Source organism: Nitrospira sp. MA-1, assembly GCA_032139905.1.
GTDB lineage: Bacteria > Nitrospirota > Nitrospiria > Nitrospirales > UBA8639 > Nitrospira_E.
Map to the genome: position 1 here is coordinate 1,435,668 of JAQJDB010000007.1, position 16,029 is coordinate 1,451,696.

General features: G+C 45.1%; 12 protein-coding genes and 1 pseudogene. 7 read left to right on the plus strand and 6 right to left on the minus strand.

The genetic code is table 11. The annotated features are described in order from the left end of the window. The first annotated feature begins 87 nt into the window (after positions 1 to 87). A complete protein-coding gene (locus PJI16_19265; GenBank protein ID MDT3779705.1) occupies positions 88 to 2,364 on the plus strand; it encodes a PAS domain-containing protein in 2,277 nt (758 codons plus the stop codon). Positions 2,365 to 2,531: 167 nt separating this feature from the next. On the opposite strand, the gene PJI16_19270 is transcribed toward PJI16_19265, so the two are convergent. Then, positions 2,532 to 3,485: a class I SAM-dependent methyltransferase gene (locus PJI16_19270; protein ID MDT3779706.1), complete on the minus strand. Its 954-nt coding sequence runs from the start codon at positions 3,483 to 3,485 to the stop codon at positions 2,532 to 2,534. A 573-nt stretch (positions 3,486 to 4,058) separates the two neighbouring features. On the opposite strand from PJI16_19270, the gene PJI16_19275 reads away from it, so the two are divergent. Next, positions 4,059 to 4,766 (plus strand): A/G-specific adenine glycosylase, encoded by a 708-nt coding sequence (locus PJI16_19275; protein ID MDT3779707.1) that lies wholly within the window; start codon positions 4,059 to 4,061, stop codon positions 4,764 to 4,766. Further along, complete coding sequence (mutT, locus tag PJI16_19280; GenBank protein MDT3779708.1) at positions 4,756 to 5,166, plus strand: 8-oxo-dGTP diphosphatase MutT; 411 nt, start codon at positions 4,756 to 4,758, stop codon at positions 5,164 to 5,166. Before PJI16_19275 ends, mutT begins: the two co-directional genes overlap by 11 nt. Before the next feature lie 251 nt (positions 5,167 to 5,417). Here the strand turns inward: mutT and PJI16_19285 are convergent. After that, positions 5,418 to 6,532: pseudogene (locus PJI16_19285) on the minus strand (IS3 family transposase). Between PJI16_19285 and PJI16_19290 the strand changes: the two are divergent. Continuing rightward, positions 6,531 to 6,839 carry a hypothetical protein gene (locus PJI16_19290; GenBank protein ID MDT3779709.1) on the plus strand — a complete coding sequence of 103 codons (309 nt, stop codon included), beginning with the start codon at positions 6,531 to 6,533 and terminating at the stop codon, positions 6,837 to 6,839. The pseudogene PJI16_19285 and the gene PJI16_19290 sit on opposite strands and share 2 nt — an antisense overlap. Positions 6,840 to 7,870: 1,031 nt before the next feature. Here the strand turns inward: PJI16_19290 and PJI16_19295 are convergent. Then, complete coding sequence (locus PJI16_19295; protein ID MDT3779710.1) at positions 7,871 to 8,617, minus strand: iron-containing redox enzyme family protein; 747 nt, start codon at positions 8,615 to 8,617, stop codon at positions 7,871 to 7,873. Between the two features lie 139 nt (positions 8,618 to 8,756). On the opposite strand from PJI16_19295, the gene PJI16_19300 reads away from it, so the two are divergent. Next, positions 8,757 to 9,041: a hypothetical protein gene (locus tag PJI16_19300; GenBank protein MDT3779711.1), complete on the plus strand. Its 285-nt coding sequence runs from the start codon at positions 8,757 to 8,759 to the stop codon at positions 9,039 to 9,041. 97 nt (positions 9,042 to 9,138) lie between these two features. On the opposite strand, the gene PJI16_19305 is transcribed toward PJI16_19300, so the two are convergent. Beyond that, entirely contained in the window at positions 9,139 to 9,579 is a 441-nt protein-coding gene (locus tag PJI16_19305; protein ID MDT3779712.1) for a hypothetical protein, read from the minus strand. A 62-nt stretch (positions 9,580 to 9,641) separates the two neighbouring features. Between PJI16_19305 and PJI16_19310 the strand changes: the two genes are divergently transcribed. Then, positions 9,642 to 9,995 (plus strand): hypothetical protein, encoded by a 354-nt coding sequence (locus PJI16_19310; protein MDT3779713.1) that lies wholly within the window; start codon positions 9,642 to 9,644, stop codon positions 9,993 to 9,995. Between the two features lie 44 nt (positions 9,996 to 10,039). Here the strand turns inward: PJI16_19310 and PJI16_19315 are convergent, their stop codons facing one another. Further along, the gene (locus tag PJI16_19315; protein MDT3779714.1) at positions 10,040 to 10,666 is read right to left on the minus strand and encodes a hypothetical protein; all 627 of its coding nucleotides are present in this window, start codon (positions 10,664 to 10,666) and stop codon (positions 10,040 to 10,042) included. Between the two features lie 321 nt (positions 10,667 to 10,987). Here PJI16_19315 and metH point away from each other — a divergent pair, with 321 nt between their 5' ends. Then, the gene (metH, locus tag PJI16_19320) at positions 10,988 to 14,659 is read left to right on the plus strand and encodes a methionine synthase (GenBank protein ID MDT3779715.1); all 3,672 of its coding nucleotides are present in this window, start codon (positions 10,988 to 10,990) and stop codon (positions 14,657 to 14,659) included. Between the two features lie 615 nt (positions 14,660 to 15,274). Here the strand turns inward: metH and PJI16_19325 are convergent. Next, on the minus strand, positions 15,275 to 15,787 hold the full coding sequence (locus tag PJI16_19325; protein ID MDT3779716.1) for a hypothetical protein: 513 nt from the start codon (positions 15,785 to 15,787) through the stop codon (positions 15,275 to 15,277). Positions 15,788 to 16,029: the final 242 nt, after the last annotated feature.

Genomic DNA, 16,029 nt, shown 5'->3' on the forward strand with positions numbered 1-16,029 from the left:
AAATTGGTAGAATAGGAACAGTTGAGAGCTGACTTTCGTTGAGTCAGATCGTTGAAATAGCGTCATTCTTTGTTTATGAATAGTTTTTTGCAAAATGAGCATGCCGCATTTGACCAGGTACCACTGGTTGTCTATCGGTGTATTCAACAGGGGATTGACCGAAGGTTTGAATTTGTGACCCCGTATGTCTATTCGTTGCTTAACCTAACTTCTGAGCAACTCATCCAAGATTCTAAAGCGTTTTTTTGTCGAATACATCCGGAAGATCGGAACATGTTTTTGAGAGGTTGGGAGAATCACACCAATTTGCCCGCGACAATTCGGTTAGAGTATCGGATGCTCGGTGAAGGGAATCGGGTGATTTGGGTTCAAGAAAATAGTGTGATATCCCAGGGGAGTATTGAAAATGAAATAGTCTGCCACGGTGCGTTAATTGAAATGCCTCATCACCAGCAGATTAAAGAGGAACTGCAGCGGTGGGACCGGGAGCTTCAATCCTTGACCGACAATCTTCCCGATATTGTCGGACGATTTGATCGAAAAAATCGTGTGATGTATTTAAATCGTTGGTGGGATAGCGTGGAACCATTTCCCCCAGAAAAGTATTTGGGAAAGCAACTCATCGAGTTGGGGATCTCTCAAAAGGTAGCAGATATTTTTGAGGAAAAAATTCAATCGGTTTGTGCAAATGGCAGATCAGATTCTCTGGAGATTTCCCATCCCACTAAGCAGGGATTGAGAAATTTTGAAATTCGATTTTGCCCCGAGCCTAAAATTAACGGACATATTTCAACCGTATTGTTGATCTGTCGTGATGTGACAGATGTTCGCATGGCGGAATTGGCTTTTAGAGAAAGTGATGAAAAATTTCGCCAATTGGCTGAAGCTGTGGATAGTGTGTTTTGGATCTGGGATGTAGACCTACAACAAATAGTCTATGTGAGTCCCGCTTATAAACGCCATTGGGGGGGAGACCCCCAAAAAATCATGAGTAATCCGTTTGATTGGCTGACCATCGTCTTTCCAGAAGATCAGTCCAAAGTTGAAAATCTGTTCTTGAAAAGAATTGATGTGAAATGCCTGGATATTGAATATCGAATTGTTACTCGTCACGATGAGCTCCGATGGGTCCATAACCGAACCTTTCCAGTGAAGGATTCATCAGGCAGGATTCACCGGGTCATTGGGCTTGCTCAGGATGTGACAGAAAGAAAGAAATGGGAAGAGGAAAGATTGAGGGGGGCCAAACTCGAATCGCTTGGGCTCTTGGCTGGTGGACTTGCTCATGATTTCAATAATTTGCTGACGGCAATTTTAGGGCAGCTGTCGCTTGCGAAATTTTCATTGGACTCAACCAATCCTTTATTTAATCGGATTTCTGAGGCCGAACATGCCTCTTTAAGAGCGCAAGATATTTCACGGCAACTTCTAACCTTTTCTAAGGGAGGGGCTCCGGTAAAAAAGACGGTCCTTTTGCAAGAAATCATAAAAGAGAATGTCCAGTTGGTGTTGTCAGGATCCAATGTTCGTCCAATTTTTAATATTGCTGATGATTTGTGGCCAGTTACTATCGATGCAGGCCAAATTTGCCAAGTGATTCATAATCTTGTGATAAATGCCCGACAGGCGATGGAAGAGGGTGGGGAATGTATTATTCAAGCTCATAATGTTAAGGGAGATATGGTCGAACGATCGGGATTTGGACAAACGGCTTTACACGATGACGAATGGATTGAAATCCGATTTATGGACAAAGGGGTTGGGATTTCTAAGGAAAATCTAGAGAAAATATTTGATCCCTATTTTACGACAAAGTCAACAGGGTCAGGGCTCGGTCTTGCAACCTCCTACTCCATCGTTAGGAATCATGGAGGAGTGTTGGCTGTAAATTCAACGCTCGGGCAAGGTAGTACTTTTTCTTTATTTCTCCCAGCTATACCCATCCCAAAAATGGCTTACGAAGTGCCTGAGAGGCGGGTGAAAATGGGCCAAGGCAAAATTCTGATTATGGATGATGAAATTCAAATCCGGAAAGTTCTTGGTGAGATGGTGGAAACGTGTGGATACAGTTACCAGACAGCCAAGGACGGGGAAGAAGCCTTGAGGGATTTTTGTGAGGCGTGGAAAGTTGGTTCTCCATTTTCAGCCGTCATTCTTGATTTAACCGTGCCCGGAGGATTAGGAGGAAAAGAAGTCCTCAGTCGGCTGTTAACTATAGACCCCCAAGTCAAAGCTATTGTGGTGAGTGGTTATTCAAATGACCCTGTACTTGCCAATTATCAAGAATATGGTTTCAAGGGTAGAGTGGCAAAGCCATTTAATCTTGTGGATCTGAGTGTTGTGCTGCATTCCGTATTAGAGTAAACGACCTCATGCGCCTTGGCCTAGGGTAGGTCCTCGGTCTCTGCATCATTGTTCCTCAAAAAAGGGGAATCCTCATTTGTGAAGGATTCCCGCTTTTTTGTGGCCACTGATTTTAGTGATGCTCTGCCTACAGTTTACGAAATGAGGTTGTGGACCTGGTCTGCTGACTAATTCTTCATGATAACCAAGAATAAGTTGACTCCTTCGGGTTCCTGTTCAATGCGAATTTGATTCTCTGTAAACCCGCATTCCTGCGCAAGCCTACGAAGGTGCGTTTTGCTTCGATGAAATAAATCCCATTTAAAAAGTTCCATATAGCCTCGACTGGGATTGTCAGTCGTGAAATTTCCAATGACCATTTTCCCATTTGGTTTCAGAAGAGTGAAGAACCTTTTTAAGGTACGCTTAAAGATATTGTCATTGAAATAGTCAAATAAACCAGCCGACCAAATAAGGTGGTATGTTTTGTTTGGTGAAAAACGAAACACATTCTTGTGGGTAAAGTGAATGTGAGCAAGGAAGTCACGACAAAGGTCCTTGGCATAATTAATGGCATTCGCGTCTTGATCAACGCAATCGATCTCAAGTTTTGAGGTCCCTAGAACCTTGAGGGCTTCATACATATCCCGTCCAGGGCCAGAGGCTAGGTTGAGAATATGGCTGGTTGAAGAGGTTTCCATTTTGGTCCTCCATAATTGATCAAGGAAAAAAGATAACCGATTTCTGACTGCTTTGGGTGCTTTTTGGGAATGAAAAAACTGGTCCCACTTTGTTAAAGAAGGGTTGGAAGATGTGTAGTAATTGTATATTTTTTCAATGATTTGATAATCTCCTGCATATCCTAACGGTTTATGGTACGCCCACCCTTGAATGGTTTCGGGGGAAAGGGCTTCTCCGAAGGCAGATCGAATGGATCTTATTTGATCAGCGGAAAATACCTTGTGGATGTTTTCTCCTGAAAATTGTCCAAGAAGCGAATTTAGAATGGGATAGTCTGTTGGATCAGGTCCTCCTTTTTTTGAGAACCCGGAAATGAGTTCAATCGTGCTTTGGGAAAGTTTTTGAATTTCGGTGGCACTCCTTGGGAAAAACTGGGAAAGTGGGATAGTGTGTGGAAACATAGGAAACCTCCTTTTGGTGTTTGAACAAAACAGATGGTTGAAAATTCCCTGGAACGTCAAAGACGGTAGGGTGGGGGATGCACAGCGTGACAATGGGAAAAGATTGTGAACCGAAAAATATCTTAATGATCCCCTGATGATGAGGGGACTGGGAAAGGGTAGTTCCTGGTCCGGAATTCGTCCGCATAGTAGGACAAAGACCCGGGATTCTGAAGGTTGACCGCTAATAAAGATTTGGATATTTCATCGGACTTCGTCTATTCTGCCAAACCTTATAAAATGAAGGGATATGTGGAGGGAGAGCATATGAAAATGGATGGAATGATCCAAATTAGTGGACGGGACATTACCCGATCTTAATGACGCCTGTCTAGAAAAAATTCTGTGAGTTTTGAGTTTTCCGTAAAAGTTAAAGTAACGGATTATACTTTTTGGTCTGCTGGCTAAAATTGAATTTTTGGTTTAAATTTTGATTCATTCGTAGTATGAGAAAATCGGCATGATTGAGGGAAGGGCTTCCGCTATGGTCGCTAAAATACAAATTGTAAAAAATAATTTTTGTCGATGGCAAAGATGAAAAAAATAACAGGTAAAAAAAAATCTAATCCCAGTGTCAGGGTTGTTTATGTCATTCCCAAAACTAAAAAAGCACAGTTTCAGAAACGTCTTCTGGCGTGGTATGGGGAATTCGGTCGGGATCTTCCATGGAGGAGAACATCCGATCCATATAAAATTCTGGTTTCTGAGGTAATGTTGCAACAGACGCAAGTGGACAGGGTTATTCCTAAATTCCACGAGTTCCTTGGTAAATATCCCACTCTGCAGGATCTGGCGGAAGCTCAGCCAGAGGATGTTCGAAAGACGTGGTATCCCCTAGGGTACAATATTCGACCATATCGTCTTCAAGGCATTGCCTGTGAGACGATTGAGCGTTATGGGGGTGCTATTCCCCATAAACCTGAGGAACTCCTTTCCCTAAAAGGCATTGGTCGCTATACCGCAGGAGCAATCAGATCTTTTGCCTTTAATAAAGATGCGCCCATTTTAGACACCAATGTGATGCGGGTATTGCATAGGATATTTATTGGGAAAGGGGAGGCTAAGAAGCAAAAGGCGGAGTTATGGTTACTCTCTGAAAAACTCATTCCCCGAGGCAAAGGATATGATTTTAACCAGGCGTTAATGGACTTTGGGGCCATGGTGTGTACGGCCAGGAAGCCGATTTGTTTATTATGTCCCATGCGGAATATTTGCCTTACCGTCTCTTTAGATGAAAAGTAATGAGCCTCAGGAATTGCCACCTATTGTTGTGGCGGCCGCAATTATCTGGCAGAAAGATAGGGTTCTCCTGTCAAGGAGAAAACCGGAATCCTATCTAGGGGGGCTTTGGGAATTTCCTGGGGGAAAAAAAGAATTTGGAGAGACTTTGGAGGATTGCCTGCGCAGAGAGGTGAAGGAGGAGTTAGGGGTAGAGATTAGTGAGCCTGTTTGGTTCCATTCTCTTCAATATCAGTATCCGGAAAAAATGGTGGAGCTGTATTTTTATACCTGTTCAATCATTCTGGGGATTCCTCAAGCGTTAGAATCCGCTGAAATTACTTGGGTTCGCAAGCATGAATTGATTTCCTATGAGTTTCCTCCTGCAGATATTCCAGTCATAAACAAAATTATGCAAATTTGAAATTCAGACGAATCAGTATATTTCCATTCATAACCAGGTTTTATGAGGACATGAAGATTGTCCTTAATATCTAACTTGCTCAAGCTATTCAGCCAGGATGGATGAAATTGTTAGGGAATGATCTCTTGTCTCCCCCCATGGCTGCTCCTCACCCTGAAGCTTCCATTTTTGCCGTTGCGAAATACGAAGGATGAATCCATAAGGGAAATGAGCGGTGAACGCTCTATCGCTCTATATTGTAAGCTTCCCCGTCAAGCGGACAGTTCATATGTAGAGTTTTCGGGCGTTAATTTCTGATAATGATACGGAGCAGCTCCCTGTAAAGCCTTGTGGGGCCGGTGTTCATTGTAGATGGTCCGCCAACCGGCTGTGATCTCCCGCACTTCTTCCACACTCCGAAACAGATAGAGATTGAGCAACTCTTTTCGATAGGTGCGATTGAATCGCTCGATAAAAGCATTCTACCTGGGGCAACCTGGTTGAATGTGATAGATCAACACCCGATTAGCCTTTCCCCATTCCTGGAGTGGCTGAGCGATGAATTCTGGGCCGTTATCCACGCGAATCATGTGGGGCCACTCGCGTTCTGCCTTCAAGCGGTCAAGGACCCGAATGACTCGCTCAGCTCGTAGCGAGGTATCAATCTCAATGGCTAACGCTTCCCGATTGAAGTCATCAATGATATTCAAGGTGCGAAATCGGGCACCATGGTATAACGCATCACTCATAAAGTCGGCGGACCACACTTCGTTTGCACCCTCGGGTACAATGACTGGCAGGGAGGGCCATGTCGGAAGGCGGCGTTTGGTTTGCCGGGGGTGGTTCAGCCCTAACTGGCGATAAACTCGGTCAATCCGTTTATGGTTCCAACGCTGGCCCAACCTTCGTCACCGAGCAATGTATTTCTAGGCACCCCATCGCGGATGGGCTTCAACCAATTCAGTGAGCGCCTCACTCACCTCGGCATCACGCACCTGCCAATCAACTGGATATTGGTAGTAGGCTGACCGGGCGAACCCGACAGCGGCACAACTCCGACTCCCCGAGACCCCGTGGGTGTCATGCATCCTCTTAACCGCCGCCCGATTGCCGGACGGCGTGAAAGCTTTTTTTCGATCAAATCCTTCAGCGCCCGATTCTCTAAGGCGAGATCCGCATACATCCGCTTGAGTTTCCCCAGCTCGCCTGCGACTTCCTTAAGTCACGTGAGATCCGACGCCTCCAGCCCGCCGTACTTCGCCTTCCAGTTGTAATAGGTCGTATCGCTGATCCCGTGTTCCCGACACAGATCTTTGACGTTGATGCCGCCGTCGCCTTGTTTCAAAATCGCGATAATTTGGGTTTCGCTGAATCGAGACGTTTTCATGAGAACCTCCTGGGTAAAGGATGCCAGAAAGCTCTACTTTTGGTCTGTCCTCGATATGGGGAAGCTTACAATATTACATGGAACCTTCAGTCGAATTGTGGTCATTGACATCTTAGCTTTCTCAGATGGCGTGTTACGTCAAGTGGGGTTTAATTGGAATGTCGACAATGACCTGGAAATGCTTCGCCAGTTTTGGAATTGCACGGCTCAGGCTCAACTGTCTCTTGTCATTTCTCACAATGGACCGGGCTTTATTTGGCGCTTCAGAAAAACGGTCCATGATTCATCAAGAAAGGTCGCCCTTTGATGCCAATCTACCAAATTTTCCTCCGAGCTCGGGTGAGAGGTCATGCCCAGGCCGGATTGAATTCATTCATGGCAGTAAATGAATGGATGTAGGAAAATGATTTATTCTATCGAGAGGAACTGTCCTGAAGACGTCGAATTTCTTCAGCTTGTTGGTCCACTATTTTTTGGAGTTTTCGTAATTGGGAATTCAGTGAATCCATTGTCATGGGTGGTTCAGCCTTATTATTAGGGCTTGTCTTTGGACCAGGTTGGGTTACTTGATTCTCCTTGTTGTTTGGATTTGAGGGTTCGAGATTTTGATAATTGATGGCAATCCTATGATACGTTGATGGAACTGTCATGAAAGCTTGGACTTCCTCAACCCTTATGACAGCTTCCTGGTGGGAAAAGGTCAGAGAGGTTGTCTGGACATTTCGAAAGGAAGGTTGCATTTTTGGAGATACGGCAGGGTTGGGTTTCGAATCTTTTAAGGTCACCAGTAGAGAGGATGGAGAAAAGTTGGCGAGCGTTCCCTGGACCGGAAAGACCTGCTCATCGTTCGGTGGGCACTTGAAATGGATAACTTCCTCAGGGGTGACTTGAGAAAATGCCATGGATATATGATGTGGCAAGAAATCTATTTGTGAGGGAGAGAATGCTGGAATGGGGTCATAAGTTGAAAGCAGGATTTGTTGGAGTATGCCTTCCTCTTGACTAATGGCTATTCCTTTTAGAATTTTGGCGATAAGAGACTCTGAAAGAATTGCTGGATGACTGGGGGTCTTCTTTAGAATGTGGGATGTTTTTAGTGAAATAATGCACTCGGGCCCGTCCTGGAGAACTGTTTCTACTTCAGGGGTCCAAGAGCACTGCAGATTGAAGGTTGTTAGGGTAGCGATAAGCAGACATCGTCCGGTAAATCCTCTCGGCTTGAAATGATGTAATGAAGGAGTGAATGCCTGTAGAAATGCTTGGATCACTTCACCAGTGGTTCAGAAGTAAGGATCTAGAATTTTAAGGACAGCAATGGAGAAGGAAAGTTGATGGTGCTTAAATCTGTCGAATTCCACAGGCACGCGCAATTCCCTCCTGATATCGTGACCACAAGTTCAATGCTTCTTCGAGGAGAGAGAGAACTTTGACCTGATCATTGCTTTCATCTGTGTGATGGGTAACCATGTCATAGACAGTTTTGCGGGATCCTGCGGAAAACATATGTTGTGCACGAATATAATCCATAAATGCCGGCGATAAGCTTTGGTACTGACTTAAATAATGTTTTCGGACGATATCTTCAATCTCCTCCTGGTTTTGTGCCGGCTTCGGATAAAGCACTTCTTCCGGATCGTTGGAAGTCCCTTTAATGAAAATTGAGAGCACTGCCGCTCCCACCGACCAATCTTCTTCTTGGCATATTTGATTCAACCATTCTCGATATCCACGGCTCGATGCCAACAATTCCACATCCCGAAACCCAGCTCGATCAAACCCAAGTCCATTCATCATGTGGAGAAACAGTTCCTGGTGAGGCTGGCCAAGTGAAAACCCACCGGTTTCTTCTTCATAAATTATTGTGGCGAGCAGCCGGCGTGCTTCCCAAGGAGGATTTTTCCCGAGAATTTGAGCAAGAAGCACAGAGAAATCTCGAACATAGACGACGTATTCCTGATGAAAGTAAATATTCAATTTTTCTTTGGTGATCGTGCTTCCTTCCAAAAATGGAGTAGCCCAATGGTGTTTTCGGCGAAGCACATCAAATATGCGATCACGAAATTGTTCTGGTGAAAGTTTTCTCATATTGAGGGGTTATCCCTTATTACGGTCTATTTTCATGAAAAGAAAAAGGTAGGTTTTGAATAGGCATGGGATTATGGTAGACATGGTAAGTGCCTATGTAATGAAATTATATTATCACATATTAAAGGAGTCAGTAACAATGCAACCCATTAATCTTGCGGATCCTGGTGCCATTTTAGAATTATTAGCAAACGTGACTTTGCGTGGCGAAGGGGTCACTGCAGAGAATCTAATGGAATATGTGATGGATGAAGGATTTACCGAGCCAACTTACTTAAGTGCCAAAGGGGAAGATTCGCTGGCATTTTACCAGGGGCAACCAAATGCTTGGGGAATTTATCAAATCCGTGAATGGAAACGAGTCTTAGTTATTTCTGGAGGAACAGGAAAGATAAGGCGAGCTCAAATTACCGAAACTCCTTAAGCAAATTCCAATCATGGGTTAGATAAGAATGGGGAGTGCCCTGGCCTTTTCTGATGAGTCGTGCTTGACCACAGAATCTGTTTGCCAAGCACATTTCTCAATACCAACCTCCTATTAATTTCCCTTCTTCAAAATAGAGATATCTGTGCTTAATTGTGCTTGAATCCAGCCAGTCTTCATAGACCCATTCTTCTCGTCTGATCCCTTTTTCCGTATAGCTGACATTCATTTGATAGGGGGAGCCCCAGGCATCCATTACTTGCTCACGACTCATGCCAGCCATAACAGATTTATCTTGTAGGTGCTGTTCGAAGGTTGGGTCGAGTAATCGAGGTACGACACCCCATCCGAGCATCCATAGCGCAAAGGCTACCAAAAACCCATAAATTGTGATCCGAACTGGGCGTCGGCAGATCCATGGCGTAACTTGAGATTCGCTGCTTGTCTGCTTGGAAAACTCTTCAGTCTCCTGGGGGGAAATGCTTCCATCTTCAGATAGAGACGGAGGAGAAATTTTTATATTTTCGTGTGTTATCATAATTAAGGTAATTTACTCATTACTCTAGCAATGGATTTCAAGGTGGGTCAAGGAAAAGGTGTATGTTTCTCGAAGTTGAACAGAACCCCAATTTTGAAGGCTCATATTTCCTACGGTTTAAGGAGTTGGGGCCTCCTCGGAGTGTATCACACGTGAAATCCTATGATCGGATTTCCCAGGGAGAATGGTGTGCGGTGACGGGGTGGTGTGAGGATGTTGATCAACCAATCCGACCTGCTTATGCCCAAAGGGTAGAAGATTCCGGTTCCGGTTCAACATTTATTGTTTTTGGAGGCAACTGGGGGATTCGATTGAAATTAGAAAGCGATACCAATAATTGGAATATTGAAGACCCCAATCAATGGGGCGAGGGATATTTATCAATAGGAGAAGAACGGGATCTTCGATATGAGTAACGCTGAGGAGTGGTCAAGTTCCATAAAAAAATCTTTGCAGAGGGTCAATCATCATAGTGAGGTTGAGGAACGGATTTGATCGGTGGCGAAGGAGGAGAAAGACTTTCCTGAAATTCAGGTGAATAGGGATTGAGGGTGGATTCATGGGTTAATCGTTGCTGGGTCCTCACGATTTGGAGGCTTTGAGTGGTGATTTCGAGGCGGTCGATCGGCGTGTCAATTGAAAGAACGCTGGGAATTCCATTAATAGCAAATAATTGATAGGCTAGAGACCATGCGAGATTTCTTTTTCCCTGTTCTTTGACGATGAAATCGGCCTCTCGTGAAGGCTCACCCTTAAAAATCAGGACCCAGAGATTGGATCGAAAGGTTGGGGCCGATTGTTCTGTTGGGGGGATAAATTCAGGGACGAGCGAAGGAATGCTTTTTAGGGGAACCGAAGGGGAAAATTCCACTTCACATCGTTGCACATACAGGGTTGGAATGGTTTTGCCTTCATTTAAATCAGGAATATAAGCGAAGGAATACCGAACTTGGATACCATTCCGAACGTAGGTGTACACATCCTCGCCATTTCCTGGTGAAACCAAACTTTTGAAATATTTTTCCCAATCGGGGAACGTATAATAGCTGAAAACACGAAGGGCGGCCTTTCGTGATCGAACTGCCATCGGTATTCCTAATGTTTGGCGTAGTTCTTCCTGGGTTAAACCTAAATAACCATCTTCGAAGTAGGGTTTGGCTATAGCGGGGGTAGGCCATAAGAATCCCCCTGTGCTACAAAGTAGGGAGGCCAAGATAGCAAAGGCTACCCATGAAGTAGGCCTTTTACAAAGTGAGAAGAAAAATGTCATAAAAGGATGAATGGCAGATTTGTCATCCTATTTCTTGAAATTCCTGGAAGTCAAGATTAATGATGCTTGAAAATGAGGGAATAGGGCTCAGTTGTTGACCGTGAGTTGAGATGTATTTTGATTGATGAGGGGGTAAGAATGAACACACTGGAAGCGGCGTTAGAATCTCGGATCCTTGTGCTGGATGGTGCCATGGGAACCATGATTCAAGCCCATAATTTGAGTGAATCTGATTTTCGCGGGGCACGTTATGCCAACCATGTCTGTGATGTCAAAGGGAATAATGACCTGCTGACTCTGACACAACCAAAGATTATTGAAGATATCCACGTGCAATATCTGCAAGCCGGAGCCGATATCATTGAAACAAATACCTTCAATTCCAATTCGATATCTCTGGCTGATTATCAGATGGAGGGTTTGGCGTATGAATTGAATTTGGCGGCGGGGCAGGTGGCAAAGCGGGCTGTTGCTCGGGTGCAAGCTGAACAACCTGGGCGGACGTGTTGGGTCGCCGGAGCTTTTGGTCCTACAAATCGAACGGCCTCGATGTCACCGGATGTGAATAACCCAGCATTTCGAGCAGTTACCTTCGATGATTTAGAAGCAGCTTACTATGAGCAGGTGCGGGGTTTGGTGGAAGGGGGTGTTGACCTTCTTATTGTTGAAACCATTTTTGATACTCTAAATGCCAAGGCCGCCTTTTATGCAATTGCCCGGTATTGTGATGAAATTCAGCGTCAATTGCCCATTATGGCATCGGTAACCATTACGGACCTTAGTGGCCGTACGTTATCAGGACAACTTATCGAGGCCTTTTGGAATTCTATTTCCCATGCCAATCTTTTGAGTGTGGGGATTAATTGCGCATTAGGGGCCAAGCAAATGCGGCCCTATATTGAGGAACTTTCTAATGTGGCGCCCATCTATATTAGTTGCTATCCCAATGCGGGTTTACCCAATGCCTTTGGCGGGTTCGATGAGACACCAGAACGCATGGGCGCGGATCTCAGGGATTTCGCCAGCCAGGGATGGGTCAATATTGTCGGCGGGTGTTGCGGGAGCACACCCGAGCATATTCGGGCCATAGCCGAAGGGGTCAAGGATTGCGCCCCGCACAAAAAAACGCATGTTCCCCGTATGACTCGGTTAAGTGGGTTTGAGCCTTTAACCATCAGACCGGAATCCAATTTTGTCAATATTGGAGAACGTACGAATGTGACGGGTTCGCCAAAATTTTCAAAATTGATTTTAAACGGAAAACTTGAAGAAGCTTTGGCCATAGCGCGTCAACAAGTCGAAGGGGGTGCGCAAATTATCGATGTGAATATGGATGAAGGCCTTCTGGATTCGGAAAAAGCCATGGTGGAATTTTTGAATCTCATCGGATCCGAACCCGATATCGCTCGTGTGCCAATCATGATTGATAGCTCTAAATGGTCCGTCATTGAAGCTGGCCTGAAGTGTATTCAGGGAAAAGGTGTGGTGAATTCCATTAGTCTCAAGGAAGGCGAAGCTCAATTCCTTGAGCAGGCTCACCTGATTCGTCGCTATGGGGCCGCTGTTGTCGTCATGGCATTTGATGAAACCGGTCAAGCCGATACGCTTGATCGAAAAGTGGAAATCTGTACTAGGGTCTATCGTCTCTTGACCGAAAAGCTCAACTTTCCGCCGGAGGACATTATTTTTGATCCGAATATTTTGACGGTTGCAACAGGCATGGAAGAGCATAACGCCTATGCTGTGAATTTCATTGAAGCCACTAGACAAATCAAAGCCACATTACCTTTCTGTAAAGTCAGTGGGGGGGTCAGTAATATTTCGTTTTCATTCCGTGGAAATAATACAGTGCGCGAAGCCATTCATTCTGCGTTCCTCTACCATGCCATCAAAGCGGGAATGGACATGGGGATTGTGAATGCCGGTCAGTTAGGAGTCTACGAAGAAATACCCAAAGATCTCCTTAATTTAGTAGAGGATGTCCTGTTGAATAGACGGTCAGAAGCCACTGAGGAATTAGTGACCTTTGCTGAGACAGTAAAACAACAGGGCAAAACGATTGTGAAAGATGATGCGTGGCGGCAGGGAACAGTAGAGGAACGTCTGGCCCATGCCTTGATTAAAGGGATTGTTGAATTTATTGATGCTGATGTGGAGGAAGCCCGTCAGAAGCTCAATAAGCCTCTGGATGTCATTGAGGGCCCATTAATGGATGGGATGAATGTGATCGGAGAGCTATTTGGTGCGGGGAAAATGTTTTTGCCTCAAGTAGTCAAAAGCGCGCGGGTCATGAAAAAAGCTGTGGCGTATTTATTGCCGTTTATGGATGCGGAAAAAGTTGAAGGCGAGAGCAGAAGCCAGGGTAAAGTCCTGCTCGCCACAGTAAAGGGTGATGTGCATGACATTGGGAAGAACATCGTTGGAGTTGTACTGGCCTGCAATAATTATGAAATTATTGACCTGGGTGTGATGGTTCCTTGTGACAAAATTTTGCAGACAGCTCGTCAGGAAAAAGTTGATCTGATTGGGCTCAGCGGACTGATTACACCTTCGTTGGATGAAATGGCTCATAATGCACGAGAAATGACTCGAGAAGGTTTCTCTATCCCTCTGTTAATTGGGGGAGCGACCACCAGCAAGGCCCATACTGCCGTAAAAATTGCGCCAGGCTATACCAGCCCGGTTGTACATGTCTTAGATGCGTCCTTGGCGGTCAATGTCGTGCGCAAATTAATGAGTCCGGACGAGAAGGATGCATTTGTGCAGGAAGTTCAAGAAAAACAACGGAAAACGCGAGATGCGTATCTGTCCAAAAACACGGCCAAAAAGTTCGTATCACTGGAGGAAGCAAGAAAGCAGCGGTTCGCCATAGATTGGAAAACGACAAGTATTGCTAAGCCAACTTTCCTTGGTGTGAAAGTTCTTGAGGATGTTTCCCTGGAGACCCTTGTCCCCCTAATTGACTGGTCTCCATTTTTTCGCGCCTGGCAATTACGTGGGAAATATCCAATGATTTTTGAAGACTCGGTAGTTGGGCCAAAAGCCAAAGAACTCTTTGATGATGCTCAAAAGCTTTTGCAGGAAATCATGGACGGAAAGCTCCTCACGGCAAAAGGTGTCTATGGATTATTTCCAGCTAACAGTCAGGATGATGACATCATCATCTATTCCAATGAGACCCGTTCGGAAGCGGTATCGGTCTTTCATACCTTGCGTCAACAAGTAGAAAAACCCAAAGGTGACACGTACTATGCGTTGGCCGATTTTGTGGCTCCAAAGTCCAGCGGTATGGCTGATTATATTGGTGGGTTTGCGGTTACGGCCGGAATCGGCATCGAAGCTGTTTGTCAGCGTTTTGAAAAAGACCATGATGATTATAATGCCATCATGACTAAAGCCTTGGCTGATCGTTTGGCCGAAGCCTTTGCCGAATGGCTCCATCGTGAGGTCCGGCAGGTATGGGGATTTGGCCAAGATGAGCAATTGACAAACGACGAACTCATTCAGGAAAAATATCGTGGAATTCGTCCAGCACCCGGGTACCCGGCCTGTCCCGACCATACGGAGAAACAGCATCTGTTTGACTGGCTTCAGGTAGAGAAAACGGTAGGTATTCAATTGACCGATTCGTACGCGATGTATCCCACTGCGTCTGTTAGTGGTTTCTACTTTGCTCACCCCCAAGCCAAATTCTTTTCTGTTGGTAAATTAAAGAAAGATCAAATCGAGGATTATGGTAAGCGGAAAGGGATGGATGTATCGGATGTAGAACGGTGGCTCTCCTCAAATTTAGGGTATGACCCTACTTGAGGATTGTGGTGTGCAGCTTTTGACTTTTGAATTTACGGGATCGTTCTATTAAAACCTCAAGGAAAAAACCGGAAGAGGAGTGCGATGATGCTGGTTTGAAAGCTACAAGTGCTAATCTGGATCAGAATATCGTTGGCCCCGTTCACCCGACCATTTGGTAATTCCGACCTCTTGAGATTCCCATAAGTCCTGCATTTCTTGGGCTGCCAACTCTGCTTCCTTTGCCCGCTTTTCCACTTCTGGTAGTTTCTGGAATTCTTTTGAACGGGCTTGGTCTGGTTCCGGGCCCCTTCCTCGCGGTGAATTTTTAAGTAATACATTGATTGGCATATTTACCTCATAATGTTTCGTAAGGTTTCATGGATAGCGCCTCGTCACTTGGACTGTCAAGTCTGATGGAAGGAAAGACTGTCTGGCTAGGGTAGCCGGCAATGAAAGTCCCATCTAAGTGAGACCCTTTCTTGTATTTTTGGTGCTTTCCTTCCAAGCAACCCCACGAAAAATTTTGTCCTGGGATGGTCGCGTTTTAATTGAGCCTTCTTTAATGGCCCAAGATGGGAGTAGTTTCGCCCTACCTGGCTCTTTCGCCTGTGCCCTAACAAGTATGCTTAGTCTTTAGACCAGTATCGGTTGGAGGGTGTCGGAGCATTCAAGCATGGAAGATTCAATGGGGTGTCCAATGCTCTGAAGGGCTTTCACGATCCATTGATATCGTTCTTCGGCCCAGTTATCGAACGCAGAGGAATTTTCAAATACCAAGTCCCAGGCTGGCACCGAGTCTAATAGTAACAATTGGTGCGGAGCGTTTTGTCCTGGAAAATACACGACCAAAACTGCCGATTTTCCCATGAGACTGATATCCGTAAACATATGAATCATGGCTTGGCCTGGAATATTAACTGTGCGGGAGGCGGCTTCAACGATTGGTCCATAAATACGGTGGAGGAATTGTTGTATGGTTTCATAAGGGGATTTGCTTTGATGGAGATGCGGATTGGGTGCCTCACCTAGCAGGTTAGTCACGAGATATTGGAGGGCTTCCCATGAGGGCATTGTTCCAGCATTGACTAGTGAATCCATTAAGTACGACATCCAATTCCGGCATCCAGGCATGATTGTATTGCTCATTGTCATTTCCTCACGGCTCATTTCTAGGGATCCTAAGAAATTTAAGAGTTGTTGATGAAGGGTACGCTACCAGACAAGGAAGGAATTCCAAGGGCAGATAAGTGATTTTAATATGAAGATATTATTCGGTCAAATAATTATTCGGTCAAATATTTTAAATTTTCCTATTACGGTTCTCCTATGCAATTGCCCTTGACCATGGTTTTTTCAAGGACTTAGAATGGTGAATCTATCTGATGTAA